Here is a 16,914-nt window from a genome sequence, read left to right on the forward strand (position 1 = left end):
CGCGCTGCTGAAGTTTTGTCCATGGCCGGAAATGCGATCCGCGACCGCATCGCCGCGCGCCGGCGCCAAACGTAAAAAAGTGTGATCAATAGCAACTTAACTCCAAGCCTATGCGGAAGCTTGTTGCAATACGTTTAGGGTTGGCAGAAGTTAGGGGGAGCTATTAATTACGAACCATAAAATAATTAGCGCCACTCCAATCCCGGCGGGAACCGCGATTTATACCCTGGAATACTATGCTGATCCCATCAAAACTGAGCCGCCCGGTACGGCTGCAAAATACCGTGATCCGCGATCGCCTGCTGGCCAAACTGGCCAGCGCGGGCAACTATCGCCTGACACTGGTCAATTGCCCGGCGGGATACGGGAAAACCACGCTGATCGCCCAATGGGCGGCCGGCAAGGCCGATCTGGGCTGGTATTCGCTGGATGAGAGCGACAACCAGCCGGAGCGCTTCGCCAGCTACCTGATTGCCGCGCTGCAGCAGGCCAGCGGCGGCCGCTGCGTCAAGAGCGAGGTGCTGAGCCAGAAACACCAGTACGCCAGCCTGTCGGCGTTGTTCGCCCAGCTGTTTATCGAGCTGGCCGACTGGCACCAGCCGCTGTACCTGGTGATCGACGACTACCACCTGATCACCAACGACGCCATCCACGAAGCCATGCGCTTCTTCCTGCGCCATCAGCCGGAAAACCTGACGCTGATCCTGCTCTCACGCACCCTGCCGCCGCTCGGCATCGCCAATTTGCGGGTGCGCGATCAGCTGCTGGAAATGGGCACGCAGCAGCTGGCATTCACCCACCAGGAAGCCAAACAGTTCTTCGACTGCCGCCTGGCGGCGCCGATGGAACAGCAGGACAGCAGCCGCCTGTGCGACGAAGTCGAAGGCTGGGCCACCGCGCTGCAGCTGATCGCGCTGTCGGCCCGCCAGTCCGCCTCGTCGGCTCAGCTGTCGGCCAAGCGCCTGGCGGGGCTGAACGCCAGTCACCTGTCCGACTACCTGGTAGACGAAGTGCTGGACCACGTCGATGCCGATGCGCGCGCTTTCCTTCTGCGCTGTTCGGTGCTGCGTTCGATGAACGATGCGCTGATCGTGCGACTGACCGGCGAAGACAACGGCCAGCAGCGGCTGGAGGAGCTGGAGCGCCAGGGGCTGTTTATCCACCGCATGGACGACACCGGCGAGTGGTTCAACTTCCACCCGCTGTTCGCCTCTTTCCTGCGCCAGCGTTGCCAGTGGGAACTGGCGCTGGAGCTGCCGGGGTTGCACCGCGCCGCCGCCGAGGGCTGGCTGGCGCTGGGGTATCCGGCGGAGGCCATTCACCACGCGTTGGCGGCCAGCGACGTCAGCATGCTGCGCGACATCCTGCTGCAACACGCCTGGTCGCTGTTCCACCACAGCGAACTGGCCTTGCTGGAGGAGTGCCTCAACGCGCTGCCCTATGAGCGCCTGATCCAAAACCCCAAGCTGGCGCTGCTGCAGGCCTGGCTGGCGCAGAGCCAGCACCGCTACAGCGAGGTCAATACCCTGCTGGAGCGCGCCGAGCGCACCATGCGCGAACAGAAAATCGAGATAGACCAAACGCTGCACGCCGAGTTCGACGCCCTGCGCGCCCAGGTGGCGATCAACGCCGGCAAACCGGAAGAAGCCGAGCGGCTGGCGACCGAAGCGTTAAAATTCCTGCCGCTGTCCAGCTACTACAGCCGCATCGTCGCCACCTCGGTGACCGGCGAAGTGCACCACTGCAAGGGCGAGCTGGCGCGCGCGCTGCCGATGATGCAGCAAACCGAACAGATGGCGCGTCGTCATCAGGCCAACCATTACGCGCTCTGGGCGCTGCTGCAGCAGAGCGAAATTCTTATCGCCCAAGGCTACCTGCAGGCCGCTTACGAAACCCAGGATAAGGCCTTCGAACTGATCCGCGAACAGCACCTGGAACAGCTGCCGATGCACGAATTCCTGCTGCGCATTCGCGCGCAGATCCTGTGGTCGTGGTCACGGCTGGACGAAGCGGAAGACGCGGCGCGCGCCGGGCTGAAAATTCTGGCGAACTACCAACCGCAACAGCAGCTGCAGTGCATCGCCATGTTAGCAAAATGCTCGCTGGCGCGCGGCGATCTGGACAACGCCAATACCCATCTGCAGCGGTGCGAAGCCCTGCTGCACGGCGCTCATTATCATCGCGACTGGCTGACCAACACCGACAAATCGCGGGTGATCCACTGGCAGATGACCGGCGACACCGCCGCCGCCGCCCAGTGGCTGCGCCACACCGAAAAACCCGGTATGGCGGACAACCACTTCACGCAGGGCCAATGGCGCAACATCGCGCGGGTGCAAATCCTGCTCGGCCAGTACGAAGAGGCCGGCGTGGTGCTGGATGAACTGAACGAGAACGCCCGCCGCCTGCGGCTGGTGAGCGATCTCAACCGCAACCTGCTGCTCAGCAACCAGCTCTACTGGCTGCAGGAGCGCAAGGGCGAAGCGCAGCAGGCGCTGATCGAAGCACTGTCGCTGGCTAACCGCACCGGCTTTATCAGCCATTTCGTCATCGAAGGCGAAGCGATGGCGCAGCAGCTGCGCCAGCTGATCCAGCTCAACACGCTGCCGGAGCTGGAGCAGCATCGCGCCCAGCGTATCCTGCGCGACATCAACCAGCATCATCGGCACAAATTCGCGCATTTCGACGAGAACTTCGTCGATAAGTTGCTGACCCACCCGCAGGTGCCGGAGCTGATCCGCACCAGCCCGCTCACCCAGCGTGAATGGCAGGTGCTGGGGCTGATCTATTCCGGCTACAGCAACGACCAGATCGCCGGCGAGCTGGACGTGGCGGCCACCACCATCAAGACGCACATCCGCAACCTGTATCAGAAACTGGGCGTGGCCCATCGCCAGGAAGCGGTGCAGCAAGCGCAGCAGCTGCTGAAGATGATGGGGTACGGCGCGTAAAAACCCTGATATCCCTCTGGTCTTAAACGCCGCCGAGTTGGTTACAATAGCGGCGTCCCCCAATAACGAGGCAGTCAGCAGTATGGAACAGTTCGAAGCGATCAACGTTGAGCAGGCGTACACCCGCTGGAAAGAGGGCAGCGCCGCCCTGGTCGACATCCGCGATCCGCAAAGTTTTGAAGCCGGGCATACGCCGGGCGCCTTTCACCTCACCAACGCCACCCTGTCGGCCTTTATGCAGCAAAACGACTTCGAGCGGCCGGTGATGGTGATGTGCTACCACGGCAACAGCAGCCGCAGCGCGGCGCAATACCTGCTGCACCAGGGGTTCGACGCGGTCTACAGCATCGACGGCGGTTTCGAAGCCTGGGCCCGCCAGTACCCGCAAGACGTGGAAACCTCTGCCTGATCCCCGCCGCCCGCTGCGCATCGGCGGGCTTTCCCTTCGATTTTATGCGCGTTTTCGCGGGTTTTTCGCAGATCCGTTTGCCAGCGCTCAGGATTTCGACGTTATAATCGGCCGTCAGGGTCATCGGCGAGCAAGCCGCGGCCAAAATCATTCACTTACGACGGAAGAGCAATGGTTAGAGTAATCGCCATATCCAACCCGCGCCTGGCGCTGGCCTTTGTCGACTATATGGCGACCCAGGGCATCCGGCTTGAGCTGCGCAACAGCGGCGAGGCGGCGGAAATCTGGCTGGCCGACGACAGCCACCTCGAGCAGGTGCAACACGAGCTGCAGCAGTTTCTGGTCGATCCGCTCAACCGCCGTTATCAGGCCGCCAGTTGGCAGACCGGCCATACCGACGCCGGCCTGCACTATCAGAGCGAATCCTACCTGCACACCCTGCGCAGCAAGGCCGGGCCGCTGACGCTCGGCGTGATGGTACTGTGCATCGCGGTCTACATCCTGATGCAGGTGCTGGGTGACGATACCGTGATGTACTGGCTCTCCTGGCCGCAAGACAGCAGCCAATACACGCAGCTGTGGCGCTGGGTCAGCCATGCGTTCCTGCACTTCTCCCTGCTGCATATTCTGTTTAACCTGATGTGGTGGTGGTATCTCGGCGGCCAGATGGAAAAACGCCTCGGCGCCGGTAAGCTGTTCGTGCTGGCGGTGGTGTCGGCCTTCTTCAGCGGCTGGGCACAATCGCTGTTCAGCGGCGCGCTGTTCGGCGGGCTGTCGGGCGTGGTCTATGCGCTGATGGGCTATGTGTGGCTGTCGGGCGAACGGGCGCCGGAGCGCGGCCTGATGCTGCCGCGCGGCCTGATGGTGTTCTCGGTGCTGTGGCTGGTGGCCGGATATTTCGATATTTTAGGAATGTCGATCGCCAACGCGGCACACGTAGCCGGTTTAGTGTTAGGGTTATTGATGGCATTTTGGGATACGCGTCATCGCGCACACAACGAACAATAACAGCCGGGAGCTGTGCCCAGCGGGCATGGCGGGCGTTTTAGGGGATTATCGTGAAGCAAACACAGCGTCATGACGCAATTATCGAGCTGGTGCGCCTGCAGGGTTACGTCAGCACGGAAGAGCTGGTGGAACATTTTGACGTCAGCCCGCAAACGATTCGCCGCGATTTGAATGACCTGGCCGACCAGAACAAGATCCAGCGTCACCACGGCGGCGCGGCGCTGCCTTCCAGCTCGGTCAACGCTGCCTATAACGATCGCAAGGTGATGTGGTCGGAAGAGAAAGCCCGCATCGCGCAGCGCGTCGCCAGCCAGATCCCGGACGGCGCCACGCTGTTCATCGATATCGGCACCACGCCGGAAGCGGTGGCCCATGCGCTGATGAACCACAAGAACCTGCGCGTGGTCACCAACAACCTCAACGTCGCCACCCTGCTGACCGCCAAGGAAGACTTCCGCCTGATCCTGGCCGGCGGCGAAGTGCGCACCCGTGACGGCGGCATCATGGGCGAAGCCACCCTGGACTTCATCTCTCAATTCCGCCTCGATTACGGCATTCTCGGCATCAGCGGCATCGATATGGACGGCTCGCTGCTCGAATTCGACTATCACGAAGTGCGCACCAAACGCGCGATTATCGAAAATTCCCGCTGCGTGATGCTGGTCACCGACCACTCTAAATTCGGCCGCAACGCCATGGTCAACCTGGGCAACATGAACCTGATCGACTACCTGTTTACCGACCAGCTGCCGCCGCCGAGCGTGATGAAAATCATCGAGCAGTACGACGTGCAACTGGAGCTGTGCTGATCCGCTGTTAACCTGCGGGGCGCGCCGCCGCCCCGTTTCCTACTCCCCGCCCTCTTCATCGACAGCCGTTTGCGCGCTCGCGCCATATCCACATCATTTATGTGACTATCATCACCAAACTGTTACCTCTATCACGCCTAAATGTTTTTGTTTGGTTAAGTCTTGGCTTGCTTGTTGGTTTTTGATTACAATCATGAGCGAAAACGAACATGAAAGAGCTATTTCGAACATCTGGAGGAAGATGACGTGGAAACCAAAGACTTGATCGTTATCGGTGGCGGCATCAACGGTGCCGGCATCGCGGCGGATGCTGCCGGGCGCGGGCTGTCGGTACTGCTACTGGAAGCGCAAGACTTGGCCTGTGCTACGTCTTCCGCCAGTTCCAAACTGATCCACGGTGGCCTGCGCTACCTGGAACACTACGAATTCCGTCTGGTGAGCGAAGCGCTGGCCGAGCGTGAAGTGCTGCTGAAGCTGGCACCGCACATCGCGTTCCCGATGCGTTTCCGCCTGCCGCACCAGCCGCACCTGCGTCCGGCCTGGATGATCCGTATCGGCCTGTTCCTGTACGATCACTTGGGCAAACGCACCAGCCTGCCGGGCAGCAAGGGGTTGCGCTTTGGACCAGAGTCGGTGCTGAAGCCTGAACTGAAGCGCGGTTTCGAATATTCCGACTGCTGGGTTGACGATGCTCGCCTGGTGGTGCTGAACGCGCAGGAAGTGGAAAAACGCGGCGGCGAAGTGCGCACCCGCACCAAAGTGACCCGCGCATGGCGTGAAAACGGCCTGTGGATGGTGGAAGCGGTCGATATCGACAGCGGCAAAACCTTCACCTGGCGCGCCAAAGGCCTGGTGAACGCCACCGGCCCGTGGGTGAAAAACTTCTTCGACGACGGCCTGAAGCTGAAATCGCCTTACGGCATCCGTCTGATCAAAGGCAGCCACATCGTGGTGCCGCGCGTGCACGATCAGCCGCAGTCTTACATTCTGCAGAACGAAGACCACCGCATCGTGTTCGTGATCCCGTGGAATGACGAGTTCTCCATCATCGGTACCACCGACGTGGAGTACAAAGGCGATCCGAAAGACGTGAAGATCGACGAGAACGAAATCGCTTATCTGCTGAAAGTGTACAACGATCACTTCAAGAAGCAGCTGGGCCGCGACGACATCGTCTGGACTTACTCCGGCGTGCGTCCGCTGTGCGACGACGAGTCCGATTCACCGCAGGCGATCACCCGCGATTACACGCTGGACGTGCACGATGAGCAGGGCAAAGCGCCGCTGCTGTCGGTCTTCGGCGGCAAGCTGACCACCTACCGCAAGCTGGCCGAGCATGCGATGGAAAAACTGGCCCACTACTACCCAGGCTGCGGCCCGGCGTGGACCAAAAACGCCACGCTGCCGGGCGGTGACATCGACGGCGACCGCGACGGCTACGCGGCCAAACTGCGCCGTGCGCACGGCTGGTTGCCGGAAGCTCTCGCGCGCCGCTATGCCCGCACCTACGGCAGCCAGAGCGAGCTGATCCTGGCCGGCGCCAACGGCCTCGCCGATCTGGGCGAAGATTTCGGCCACGGTCTGTATGAAGCCGAGCTGCGCTACCTGACCGAGAAAGAGTGGGTCGTAGAACTGGCCGACGCCATCTGGCGCCGTACCAAGCTGGGTATGTGGCTGGACGAGGCGCAGCAGGCGCGAGTGAAAGCCTGGCTGGCAGAACACGCGAAAACGAAAGCGCTGTCTCTGGCTTCCTGAGCCGCAGCGTAACGAAAAAACGAAAAAGGGCCGGTTATCCGGCCCTTTGCTTTTTTCCTGCCCCGCTTTACAGCTTCACCGGCTGAATGTGCCAGATTTCGTCCGCGTATTCCTGAATGGTGCGATCGGAGGAGAAGTAGCCCATGTTGGCGATGTTCAGCACCGCGCGCCGCGTCCATTCGTCCTGATTGAGATAGACCTCGTCCACCTTGTCCTGCGTGTCCACATAGCTGCGGTAATCCGCCAACAGCTGATAGTGGTCGCCGAGGTTGACCAGCGAGTCGAACAGATTGCCATAGCGTTTCGGCTCTTCCGGGCTGAACACGCCGGTGGCGATCTGCGTCAGCGCCTGATGCAGCTCCGGGTCTTGCTCATAGTACTGGCGCGGGTTGTAACCGTTGCGGCGCAGCTCCTCGACCTGCTCGGCGGTATTGCCGAAGATAAAGATGTTCTCCTCCCCCACGTGCTCGCGCATCTCGACGTTGGCGCCGTCCAGCGTGCCGATGGTCAGCGCGCCGTTCAGCGCGAACTTCATATTGCTGGTGCCCGAGGCCTCGGTGCCCGCCAGCGAGATCTGCTCCGACAGATCCGCCGCCGGGATGATGATCTGCGCCAGGCTGACACCGTAGTTCGGAATGAACACCACCTTCAGCTGGGTATGCACGCGCGGATCGTTGTTGATCACTTTGGCCACGTCGTTGATCAAGCGGATGATCTGCTTGGCGGCATAGTAGGCCGAGGCCGCCTTGCCGGCGAAGATCACCACCCGCGGCACACGCTCGATCTCCGGATCGTCCAGCAAACGGTTATACAGCGTGATGACATGCAGCACGTTGAGCAGCTGCCGTTTGTACTCGTGGATGCGCTTGATCTGCACGTCGAACAACGCATCCGGGTTGACCACCACGTTGAGCGTTTTGGCGATATACAGCGCCAGCCGCTCCTTGTTCTGCCGCTTGGCACGCTGTACCGCCTGCAGGAAGCTCGGGTAGTCGATATTGGCCTGGATCTCGCTCAGCTGGCTGAGATCGGTGCGCCAGGTTTGGCCGATGCAGTCGTCCAGCACCGCCGCCAGCGGCGGGTTGGCCAGCGCCAGCCAACGACGCGGCGTTACCCCGTTGGTTTTGTTGCAGAAACGAGTCGGGAACAGCCGGGCGAAGTCGGCGAACAACGACTGCACCATCAGTTCAGAATGCAGGGCGGAAACGCCGTTGACCTTGTGGCTGGCCACCACCGCCAGCCACGCCATGCGCACCCGGCGGCCGTTGGTTTCGTCGATGATCGAGACCCGCGCCAGCAGATCGTTGTCGCCCGGCGCCACTTCCTGCACCATCTTGAGGAAGTGATCGTTGATTTCGAAAATCAGCTGCAGGTGGCGCGGCAAGATGCGGCCTATCATGTCCAGCGGCCAGGTTTCCAGCGCCTCGCTCATCAGCGTGTGGTTGGTGTAAGAGAACACCTGCTCCACCACTTCCCAGGCGTCGAGCCACTTGAATTTGTGCTCGTCGATCAGCCGGTGCATCAGCTCGGGAATCGACAAGACCGGGTGGGTGTCGTTGAGGTGAATGGCGATTTTGTCCGCCAGGTTGTCGAAGGTTTTGTGCATCAGCCAATGGCGATTGAGGATATCCTGTACCGTGGCCGACACCAGAAAATACTCCTGCCGCAGCCGCAGTTCGCGCCCGGAGGAGGTCGAATCGTCCGGATACAGCACGCGCGACACGTTCTCCGAATGGTTTTTATCTTCCACCGCCGCGAAGTAATCGCCCTGGTTGAACTTGCCGAGGTTGATCTCGTTACTGGCCTGCGCGCCCCATAACCGCAGCGTGTTGGTGGCGTCAGTGTCAAAACCGGGGATCACCTGATCGTAGGCGATGGCCACGACCTCTTCGGTCTCCAGCCAACGCGCCTTGGCGCCCTCCTGCTGCACGCGGCCGCCGAAGCGCACCTTGTAGCGGGTGTTATGGCGCGGAAACTCCCACGGATTGCCGTACTCCAGCCAGTAGTCCGGCGATTCCATCTGTTGGCCGTTGACGATGTTCTGCTTGAACATGCCGTATTCATAGCGAATGCCGTAGCCGCGCCCCGGCAGCGCCAGCGTGGCCAGCGAGTCGAGGAAGCAGGCCGCCAGCCGGCCCAGACCGCCGTTACCGAGCCCGGGGTCGTTCTCTTCCTCCAGCAGCTCCGCCAGGTTCAGCCCCATCTCATTCAGCGCATTGTCGATATCCTGATAGATGCCCATCGACAGCAGCGCGTTAGACAGAGTGCGGCCGATCAGGAACTCCATCGACAGGTAATACACCTGCCGCACGTCTTGAGACAGCTGGGCGCGGTTGGAACGCAGCCAGCGCTCCACCATGCGATCGCGCACCGCGAACAGCACGGCGTTCAGCCAATCGTGCCGGTTGGCGATAGCCGGATCCTTGCCGACGATAAACATCAGCTTATAGGCGATGGAGTGTTTCAGCGCTTCCACACTGACCGTAGGTGAGGTGTAACTAAACGGTGAAGTCATGGCTTTTTAATCCCTTGTAGGGAGCCCCGCCATTCGCCGCGGAATAGCGGGCTCCGCTGAACATGGACGCGGTACGCCGCGCCCCGACAATCTACCCTTACGGCTGCCCGCCGTGCGTCAACCCGAGACGCGAAACGCGGGCTACAAGCGTTGATAAAGCGATAAATACTCTTTCGCCGCCACCGGCCAGCCGAAGTCCACGCTCATGGCGTGACGCTGAACGTGGCGCCAGTGTTTCGGCCGGCTCCACAGCACCATGGCGCGGCGGATGGCGTTGCCCAGCGCAACGGCGTCGCAATCGTCGAACACAAATCCGCTGGCGGTGCCGTCGGCCAGGTTCTCTAGGGCGCAGTCCACCACCGTGTCCGCCAGCCCGCCGGTACGGCGCACCAGCGGCAGCGTGCCGTATTTCAGGCCGTAGAGCTGCGTCAGGCCGCAGGGCTCGAAGCGGCTCGGCACCAGAATGACGTCGGCGCCGCCGATGATGCGGTGGGAGAAGGATTCGTGATAACCGATCTGCACGCCGACCTGCTCAGGGTAGTCGGCGGCGGCGGCCAGAAACGCCTGCTGCAGCACCGCGTCGCCGGCGCCCAGCAGCGCCAACTGCCCGCCCTGCGCCAGCAATTCGGGCAACGCCTGCAGCACCAGATCCAGGCCTTTTTGGCTGGTCAATCGGCTCACCACCGCGAACACCGGCAGCGATTCGTCCACCTTCAGCCCCATGGCCTTTTGCAGATGCAGCTTGTTTTTGACCTTGCTTTTCAGATCGTCGGCGTCGTAGCGGGCACTCAGCCGCGGGTCGTGGGCCGGATCCCAAATCTTGTCGTCCACGCCGTTGAGGATGCCGCTCAGCCTGCCCTGCCGCTGCCGCTCCTGCAGCAGCCCCTCCATGCCGTAGCCGAACTCCGGCCGGGTGATCTCGCGCGCATAGGTCGGGCTGACGGCGGTCACGTGGTCGGCATAAAACAGCCCGGCCTTGAGGAACGACATCTGGCCGTAAAACTCCAGGCCGTAGACGTCGTAAAACGACGCCGGCAGCCACAGCTCGGTCACGTGATGGGCGGAGAACAGCCCCTGGTAGGCCAGGTTGTGCACCGTGAACACCGAACGCGCCGGGTGGCCGTTGGCGGCCAGATAGGCGCAGCTGAGACCGGCGTGCCAGTCGTGGGCGTGCACCAGCTGCGGGCGCCAGTAGCGATCCAGCCCCTTGGCCAGCTCGCAGGCCATCCAGCCCAGCAGCGCAAAGCGCCGGTGGTTGTCGGGGTAGGCGTACATGGACTGATCGTGGTACGGGCTGCCCGGCCGGTCATACAGCCAGGGCGCATCGATCAGGTAAATGCCCACGCCATGATAGGTGGCGTAACGCAGGCCCACCCGGCCGGCGAACGAATCGATTTCCGCCACCAGCACGGTGTCCGGAATGCCGTTGCGTACGTCAGGGAAAGCGGGCAATAGCACCCGAACATCGGCGCCTTCGGCGATTTGCGCCGCCGGCAGTGCGCCAACCACGTCTGCGAGTCCGCCCGTTTTCAGCAGGGGGAACATTTCAGAACATACGTGTAAGACCTGCATTATCACTCCTGAAAGTCGGCCGAAGGCCTCTGGATAAGAAATAAAGCAGGCTTGCCGCTGTTATGTGTGCCGCGTTGCGCAAGCCATCGAACCGTTCATCGGGCGGCAGGCTATCGTTCTGCCGCCCACGTTAACTCACAATTTTGACAACATTTCGCGCGTCACCAGCACGATGCCGCCTTCCGAGCGATAAAAACGCTTGCTGTCCTCATCGGCGTTTTCCCCGATCACCATGCCCTCCGGAATGTGGCAGGCGCGGTCGATGATGCAGCGCCGCAGGCGGCAGGAACGGCCGACGTTCACGTCCGGCAACAATACGGTAGAGTCGATGGTGCAAAACGAGTTCACTCGCACGCGCGGGAACAGCACCGAATGCACCACCACCGACCCAGACACGATGCAACCGCCGGACACCAGCGAATTCATGGTCATGCCATGGCTACCGGAGCGATCCTGCACAAACTTGGCCGGCGGCAGCGGTTCCATGTGGGTGCGGATCGGCCAGGCGCGGTCGTACATGTCCAGCTCCGGCGTCACCGACGCCAGATCGAGATTGGCGCGCCAGTAGGCGTCCAGCGTGCCCACGTCGCGCCAGTACGGCGGCAAGTCGGGGTTGGACGTCACGCAGGATAAGGTAAACGGATGTGCCCACGCCGCCTGCTGCGCGGTGATTTTCGGGATCAGATCCTTGCCGAAGTCGTGGCTGGAGCCGGGGGTCGACATATCCTCCTCCAATAGCTGGAACAGGTAGGCGGCATTAAAAATATAGATGCCCATGCTGGCCAGCGACATATCCGGGTTGCCCGGCATCGCCGGCGGATCGGTGGGTTTTTCCAGAAACTCGATGATGCGATCGCTTTCATCCACCTTCATCACGCCGAATTCACCGGCCTCGCTGCGCGGCACCGGCAGGCAAGCCACAGTGCACTGAGCGCCCTTCTCGACGTGGTCGATCAGCATGCGCGAATAATCCATCTTGTAGATGTGATCGCCCGCCAGGATCACCACGTATTCGGCCTCGTAGCGGCGGATGATATCCAGGTTCTGGTACACCGCGTCTGCGGTGCCCTTGTACCAATGCTCGGTGCTGAGGCGCTGCTGGGCCGGCAGCAGATCGACGAACTCATTCATCTCCTCGTTGAGGAATGACCAGCCGCGCTGAATGTGCTGCACCAGCGTGTGCGACTGGTATTGGGTGATCACGCCGATGCGGCGGATGCCGGAGTTCAGGCAGTTCGACAAGGCGAAGTCGATGATGCGGAATTTGCCGCCAAAGTGGACGGCGGGCTTGGCGCGGGTGGAGGTCAAATCTTTCAGACGTGAACCGCGGCCGCCGGCCAGGATCAGCGCTACGGATTTAATCGGCAACTGGCGCGCCAACATCAGGGGGTCTTTATTTTCAAACCTAACCATAGCGGACTCCTTTTATTATTTCCGTACCAGTACGCAAAGCGAGCGCGCGGCCTGGTGCCAGGCGGGCAATACCGCCCGTGAGTCTTCCTGAGTGAACGGGGCGACAACCTGCCAATCGCCTTCCGGCAACCTCATCTCCGTCGTTTGCGGCGTGGCGTTGATCAGCAGCAGCCAGCGCTGCGACAGCAGGATCTGCATGAGCGGCTCGCCCTGCTCCCACTGCTGCGCGTCGAGCGCCTGCCCTTGCGCGTTCAGCCACTGCACGCTGCCGTCATCCTGCTGCCACCAGCGGTCCTGCTGCAGCGCGGGGATCTGGCGGCGCAGCGCGATCAGTGCCGCGACGTAATCGGTTAGCGCATCGTCCGCCGTGGCCCAATCGAGCCAGGTGGTGGCGTTGTCCTGACAATAGGCATTGTTGTTCCCCTGCTGGCTGTGTCCCTGTTCATCGCCGGCCAGCAGCATCGGCGTTCCCTGGGACAGCAACAGCGTAGCGAGCATCGCCCGCTGGCTGGCCCTGCGGCGTTGTACAATGGCGTCGTCGGCGACCAGGCCTTCGACGCCGTGGTTGTTGCTGAAATTGCGATCGCTGCCGTCGCGGTTGCCCTCGCCGTTGGGCTGATTGTGTTTCTCATTGAAGCTGACCACGTCTTGCAGGGTAAAACCATCATGGGCGGTCAGCATATTGACGGTGGCGTAAGGCGCTCGCCCGCGCTGGTTATACAGATCGCTGGAAGCGGCAAAACGCCGGGCGAACTGGCCGAGCGACACGCCGCTCTGCAGCCAGAAACGGCGCATGTCATCGCGGTAATGGTCGTTCCATTCGGCGAAGCGGCCGGGAAACGCCCCCACCTGATAGCCACCGGGGCCAACGTCCCAAGGTTCAGCGATGAGCTTGCAGCGCGACAGCACATCGTCCGCCAGCATCGCCTGGAACAGCGGGGCATCGCGATCGAACTCCGGCGTGCGGCCGAGCACGCTGCCCAGATCGAAACGGAAGCCGTCGACGTGGCACTCCCGTACCCAAAAACGCAGGCAATCCATCACCCAGGCCACGCCTTGCGGCTGATCCAACCGCAGCGTGTTGCCGCAGCCGGTGTCGTTGACATAGTCCCCTTCGGGCGTCAGCCAGTAGTAGCTCAGGTTATCGATGCCGCTCAGCGACAGCATCGGCCCGTCCCTATCCAGCTCGGCGCTGTGGTTAAACACCACGTCCAGGATCACCTCGATGCCGGCTTGGTGCAGCGCCTTGACCGCATCGCGGAATTCGTTCAGCGGCGTGGCATCGGTGCTCAGGCTGGCGTAGCGGTTGTCCGGCGCATAGGGCGCCAGCACGTTATAGCCCCAATAGTTGATCAGCCCCAACCGCTGCAGGCGCGGTTCGGAGGTATGTTGCTGCACCGGCAGCAGTTCCAGCGCGGTGATGCCGAGGCGTTTGAAGTGGGCGACCATCGCCGGGTGCCCCAATGCGGCGAAGCTGCCGCGCAGCGCCGGCGGGATCTTCGGGTGCAGCAGCGTCAGGCCGCGCACGTGCGCTTCATAAATCACCGTCTGGCCCCAGGGCGTGGCAGGCGGGCGATCGTCCTGCCAGTCATACCGTTCGTCCACCACCACACATTTCGGCATTAGCTCTGCGCTGTCGTGCGGGTCCGGCTGCTCGTAACCGCCGTGCAGGTGCGGGTGATCCCCCACCGGCCCTTCCACCGCGCGCGCGGCCGGATCGAGCGCCAGTTTGTTGGGGTTGAAACGCTGTCCGTTCGTCGGATCAAACGGGCCATAGACCCGGTAACCGTAACGTTGCCCCGGCCTGCCGCCCGGCAAATAGCCATGCCAGATATCGCCGCTGCGCGCCGGCAGCGGCAGGCGTACTTCGCGCTGCTGGCCGTCGAACAGGCACAGCTCCACCCGCTCGGCGTGCGCCGAGTACAGGGTAAAGTTGATGCCTTCGCCGTCGTAATGCGCGCCCAGCGGCGCGGCGAGGCCGGCCGTCAGCTCCGTCATGGCGCCTCCCGCAGCAGATAAATGGTCGCCAGCGGCGGCAGCGTTACGCAGATGGAGAAGTCGCGGCCGTGGCTGCCGACCGCTTCGGAAGAGACCCGCCCCTGATTGCCGGCGTTGCTGCCGTGATAGTGGTGCGAATCGGTATTGAGGATCTCGCGGTAGTCACCGGCGCGCGAGAGGCCGATGCGGTAGCGGTAGCGCGGCACCGGGGTAAAGTTGCTGATGGCGATCAGCTCATTGCCCTGCGAATCGTAGCGCGCGAAGGCGAACACCGAGTTATCGTGATCGTCGACCACCAGCCACTCGAAGCCGTCCGGCCGGTAGTCGCGCTCGTACAGCGGCGCCTGCTGCCGATAGCAGTGGTTCAGATCGCGCACCAGCCGCTGCACGCCGTTATGCCAATTATCCAACCCCTCCAATAAATGCCAGTCGAGGCTGGTATCGAAATTCCACTCGCGCCCCTGCGCGAATTCGCAGCCCATAAACAGCAGCTTTTTGCCCGGATGCGCCCACATAAACCCGTAATAGGCGCGCAGGTTGGCGAACTTTTGCCAGGCGTCGCCCGGCATGCGGTCGAGGACCGATTTTTTGCCGTGCACCACTTCATCGTGCGAGATAGGTAACACGAAGTTCTCGGTATAGGCATACAGCATGCCGAAGGTCATCTGGTTGTGGTGATATTTGCGGTGCACCGGATCGCACTTCATATAATTGAGCGTGTCGTGCATCCAGCCGAGGTTCCATTTGTAGTGGAACCCCAGGCCGTTGGCGTCCGGCGGCAGAGTGACGCCGGGATAGTCGGTGGACTCCTCCGCCAGCGTCACCGCGCCCGGCTGCGCCTGGCCAATAGTTTGGTTGGTATAACGCAGGAAGGCGATGGCCTCCAGGTTCTCGTTGCCACCGTAGTAATTCGGCACCCACTCGCCGTCGGCGCGGCTGTAGTCGCGATAAATCATCGACGCCACCGCATCGACTCGCAGCGCATCGATACCGAAACGCTCCAGCCAATACAGCGCGTTGCCCGCCAGGTAGTTGCGCACCTCGTGACGGCCGTAGTTGTAGATCAGCGTATTCCAGTCCTGGTGGTAGCCCTCACGCGGATCGGCGTATTCGTACAGCGCGGTGCCGTCGAAATTCGCCAGGCCGTAGGCGTCGCTCGGGAAGTGCCCCGGCACCCAGTCAAGGATCACGTTGATGCCCGCCTCATGCGCCGCCGCCACGAACGCCCTGAAATCGGCCGGCGTGCCGAAGCGACGGGTCGGCGCATACAGCCCCAGCGGCTGATAGCCCCAGCTGCCGTCGAACGGGTGCTCGTTGATCGGCAACAGCTCGATATGGGTGAATCCCATGTCCTTCACATAGTCGATAAGCTGCACCGCCAGCTCGCCATAGCTAAGCCAGAAGTGATTATCGGTGTGGCGGCGCCATGAGCCGAGATGCACCTCGTAGATGGCGATCGGCTGGTCAAAATCGTTGGCGCGGCGGCGCGCCGGCGTCGACGGCACCCCCTCCGGCAGCGGCGCCACCAGCGAGGCGGTATCCGGGCGCATCTGCGCCTCAAAGGCGTAAGGATCGGCTTTCAGCTGGGTATTGCCGTAGCAATCGACGATTTCATATTTGTACAGCTGGCCGGCCCGCACGCCGGGCAGGAACAGCTCCCAAATGCCGTTCTCACGCCGCAGACGCATCGGATGGCGGCGGCCGTCCCAGAAGTTGAACTCCCCCACCACCGAGACGCGCTGGGCGTTGGGCGCCCAGACCGCAAAACTGACGCCGTCGATGCCATCCAGCGTAACGAGGTGGGCGCCCAGCCGTTCATAGGGACGCAAATGCGTGCCCTCGGCCAATAGCCAACTGTCGATATCCTGCAGCAGCGGGCCAAACCGGTAGGGATCGTCGACAGTCTGTTGGTGATCGCGCCAGCTGACCTGCAGCTGATAGCGGAAAGGATTTTTTCGCCGCGGCACCACGGCGCTGAAGAAACCGCGCGGATCGTCGCAGTTCAGCTGCACCAGCCGCCGGCCGGTTTGCTGTTCTACCAGCCAGACTGCGCCGGCGTCCGGCAGCAGCACGCGCACCTGCAGACCGTTATCGGTCGCATGCATGCCAAGCAGAGCAAAAGGGTCGGCGTAATGGCCGGAGATGATCTGATCAATCACGTCACGATCGGGAAGTACAGGCATAGTCTTCTTCCTTAGATTAACAGCATGATCTAAGCACGGCTTGTTGGTTATTCCTTGGCCGTTTTGGTCATCATGCAATGCATTCGGACTCTAAAGCGTGATTGCGGTCGGTTATTGACCAATCTTTACTCTGCCGACCTGAATTTCGCTCTTTATGCTTATTTTTTGAAATATTTCAGTCATGGTGAAAAAGTGTTCACCCATGCGTTAAGCATAGCCAATGTCTGTTAAAAACTGCTCAGCATTGCTCAGGAAAATTCTTCATTAAGAAAACTGCCAGCCCGGCGGCGTCTGAATGCGG

The 16,914-nt window shown here is 61.7% G+C and carries 10 protein-coding genes; 5 read left to right on the forward strand and 5 right to left on the reverse strand.

All coding sequences use genetic code 11. From position 1 onward, the window contains the following. Positions 1-236: 236 nt before the first annotated feature. The 5 genes from malT to glpD all read left to right on the forward strand — a co-directional run bounded on the left by malT (position 237) and on the right by glpD (position 6,932). Positions 237-2,951: an HTH-type transcriptional regulator MalT gene (malT, locus tag WA302_RS23650; protein ID WP_060435144.1), complete on the forward strand. Its 2,715-nt coding sequence runs from the start codon at positions 237-239 to the stop codon at positions 2,949-2,951. A gap of 82 nt (positions 2,952-3,033) precedes the next feature. After that, positions 3,034-3,360: a thiosulfate sulfurtransferase GlpE gene (gene glpE / locus WA302_RS23655; RefSeq protein WP_004930790.1), complete on the forward strand. Its 327-nt coding sequence runs from the start codon at positions 3,034-3,036 to the stop codon at positions 3,358-3,360. A gap of 171 nt (positions 3,361-3,531) precedes the next feature. Beyond that, positions 3,532-4,368: a rhomboid family intramembrane serine protease GlpG gene (gene glpG / locus WA302_RS23660; protein WP_049205574.1), complete on the forward strand. Its 837-nt coding sequence runs from the start codon at positions 3,532-3,534 to the stop codon at positions 4,366-4,368. 50 nt (positions 4,369-4,418) lie between these two features. After that, on the forward strand, positions 4,419-5,177 hold the full coding sequence (locus tag WA302_RS23665) for a DeoR/GlpR family transcriptional regulator (RefSeq protein ID WP_004930797.1): 759 nt from the start codon (positions 4,419-4,421) through the stop codon (positions 5,175-5,177). A 246-nt stretch (positions 5,178-5,423) separates the two neighbouring features. After that, on the forward strand, positions 5,424-6,932 hold the full coding sequence (gene glpD / locus WA302_RS23670) for a glycerol-3-phosphate dehydrogenase (RefSeq protein ID WP_043138961.1): 1,509 nt from the start codon (positions 5,424-5,426) through the stop codon (positions 6,930-6,932). 67 nt (positions 6,933-6,999) lie between these two features. On the opposite strand, the gene glgP is transcribed toward glpD, so the two are convergent. The 5 genes from glgP to glgB all read right to left on the reverse strand — a co-directional run bounded on the left by glgP (position 7,000) and on the right by glgB (position 16,613). Then, the gene (gene glgP / locus WA302_RS23675; protein ID WP_025304564.1) at positions 7,000-9,447 is read right to left on the reverse strand and encodes a glycogen phosphorylase; all 2,448 of its coding nucleotides are present in this window, start codon (positions 9,445-9,447) and stop codon (positions 7,000-7,002) included. Between the two features lie 141 nt (positions 9,448-9,588). Continuing rightward, the gene (gene glgA / locus WA302_RS23680) at positions 9,589-11,019 is read right to left on the reverse strand and encodes a glycogen synthase GlgA (protein WP_261456850.1); all 1,431 of its coding nucleotides are present in this window, start codon (positions 11,017-11,019) and stop codon (positions 9,589-9,591) included. Between the two features lie 135 nt (positions 11,020-11,154). After that, the gene (glgC, locus tag WA302_RS23685; RefSeq protein WP_025304566.1) at positions 11,155-12,432 is read right to left on the reverse strand and encodes a glucose-1-phosphate adenylyltransferase; all 1,278 of its coding nucleotides are present in this window, start codon (positions 12,430-12,432) and stop codon (positions 11,155-11,157) included. Between the two features lie 15 nt (positions 12,433-12,447). Next, positions 12,448-14,430 carry a glycogen debranching protein GlgX gene (glgX, locus tag WA302_RS23690; RefSeq protein ID WP_025304567.1) on the reverse strand — a complete coding sequence of 661 codons (1,983 nt, stop codon included), beginning with the start codon at positions 14,428-14,430 and terminating at the stop codon, positions 12,448-12,450. Beyond that, complete coding sequence (glgB, locus tag WA302_RS23695; RefSeq protein WP_261456848.1) at positions 14,427-16,613, reverse strand: 1,4-alpha-glucan branching enzyme; 2,187 nt, start codon at positions 16,611-16,613, stop codon at positions 14,427-14,429. Before glgB ends, glgX begins: the two co-directional genes overlap by 4 nt. Between the last annotated feature and the right edge of the window lie 301 nt (positions 16,614-16,914).

This window comes from Serratia sp. 201 (genome assembly GCF_037027545.1).
GTDB classification, from domain to species: domain Bacteria; phylum Pseudomonadota; class Gammaproteobacteria; order Enterobacterales; family Enterobacteriaceae; genus Serratia; species Serratia bockelmannii.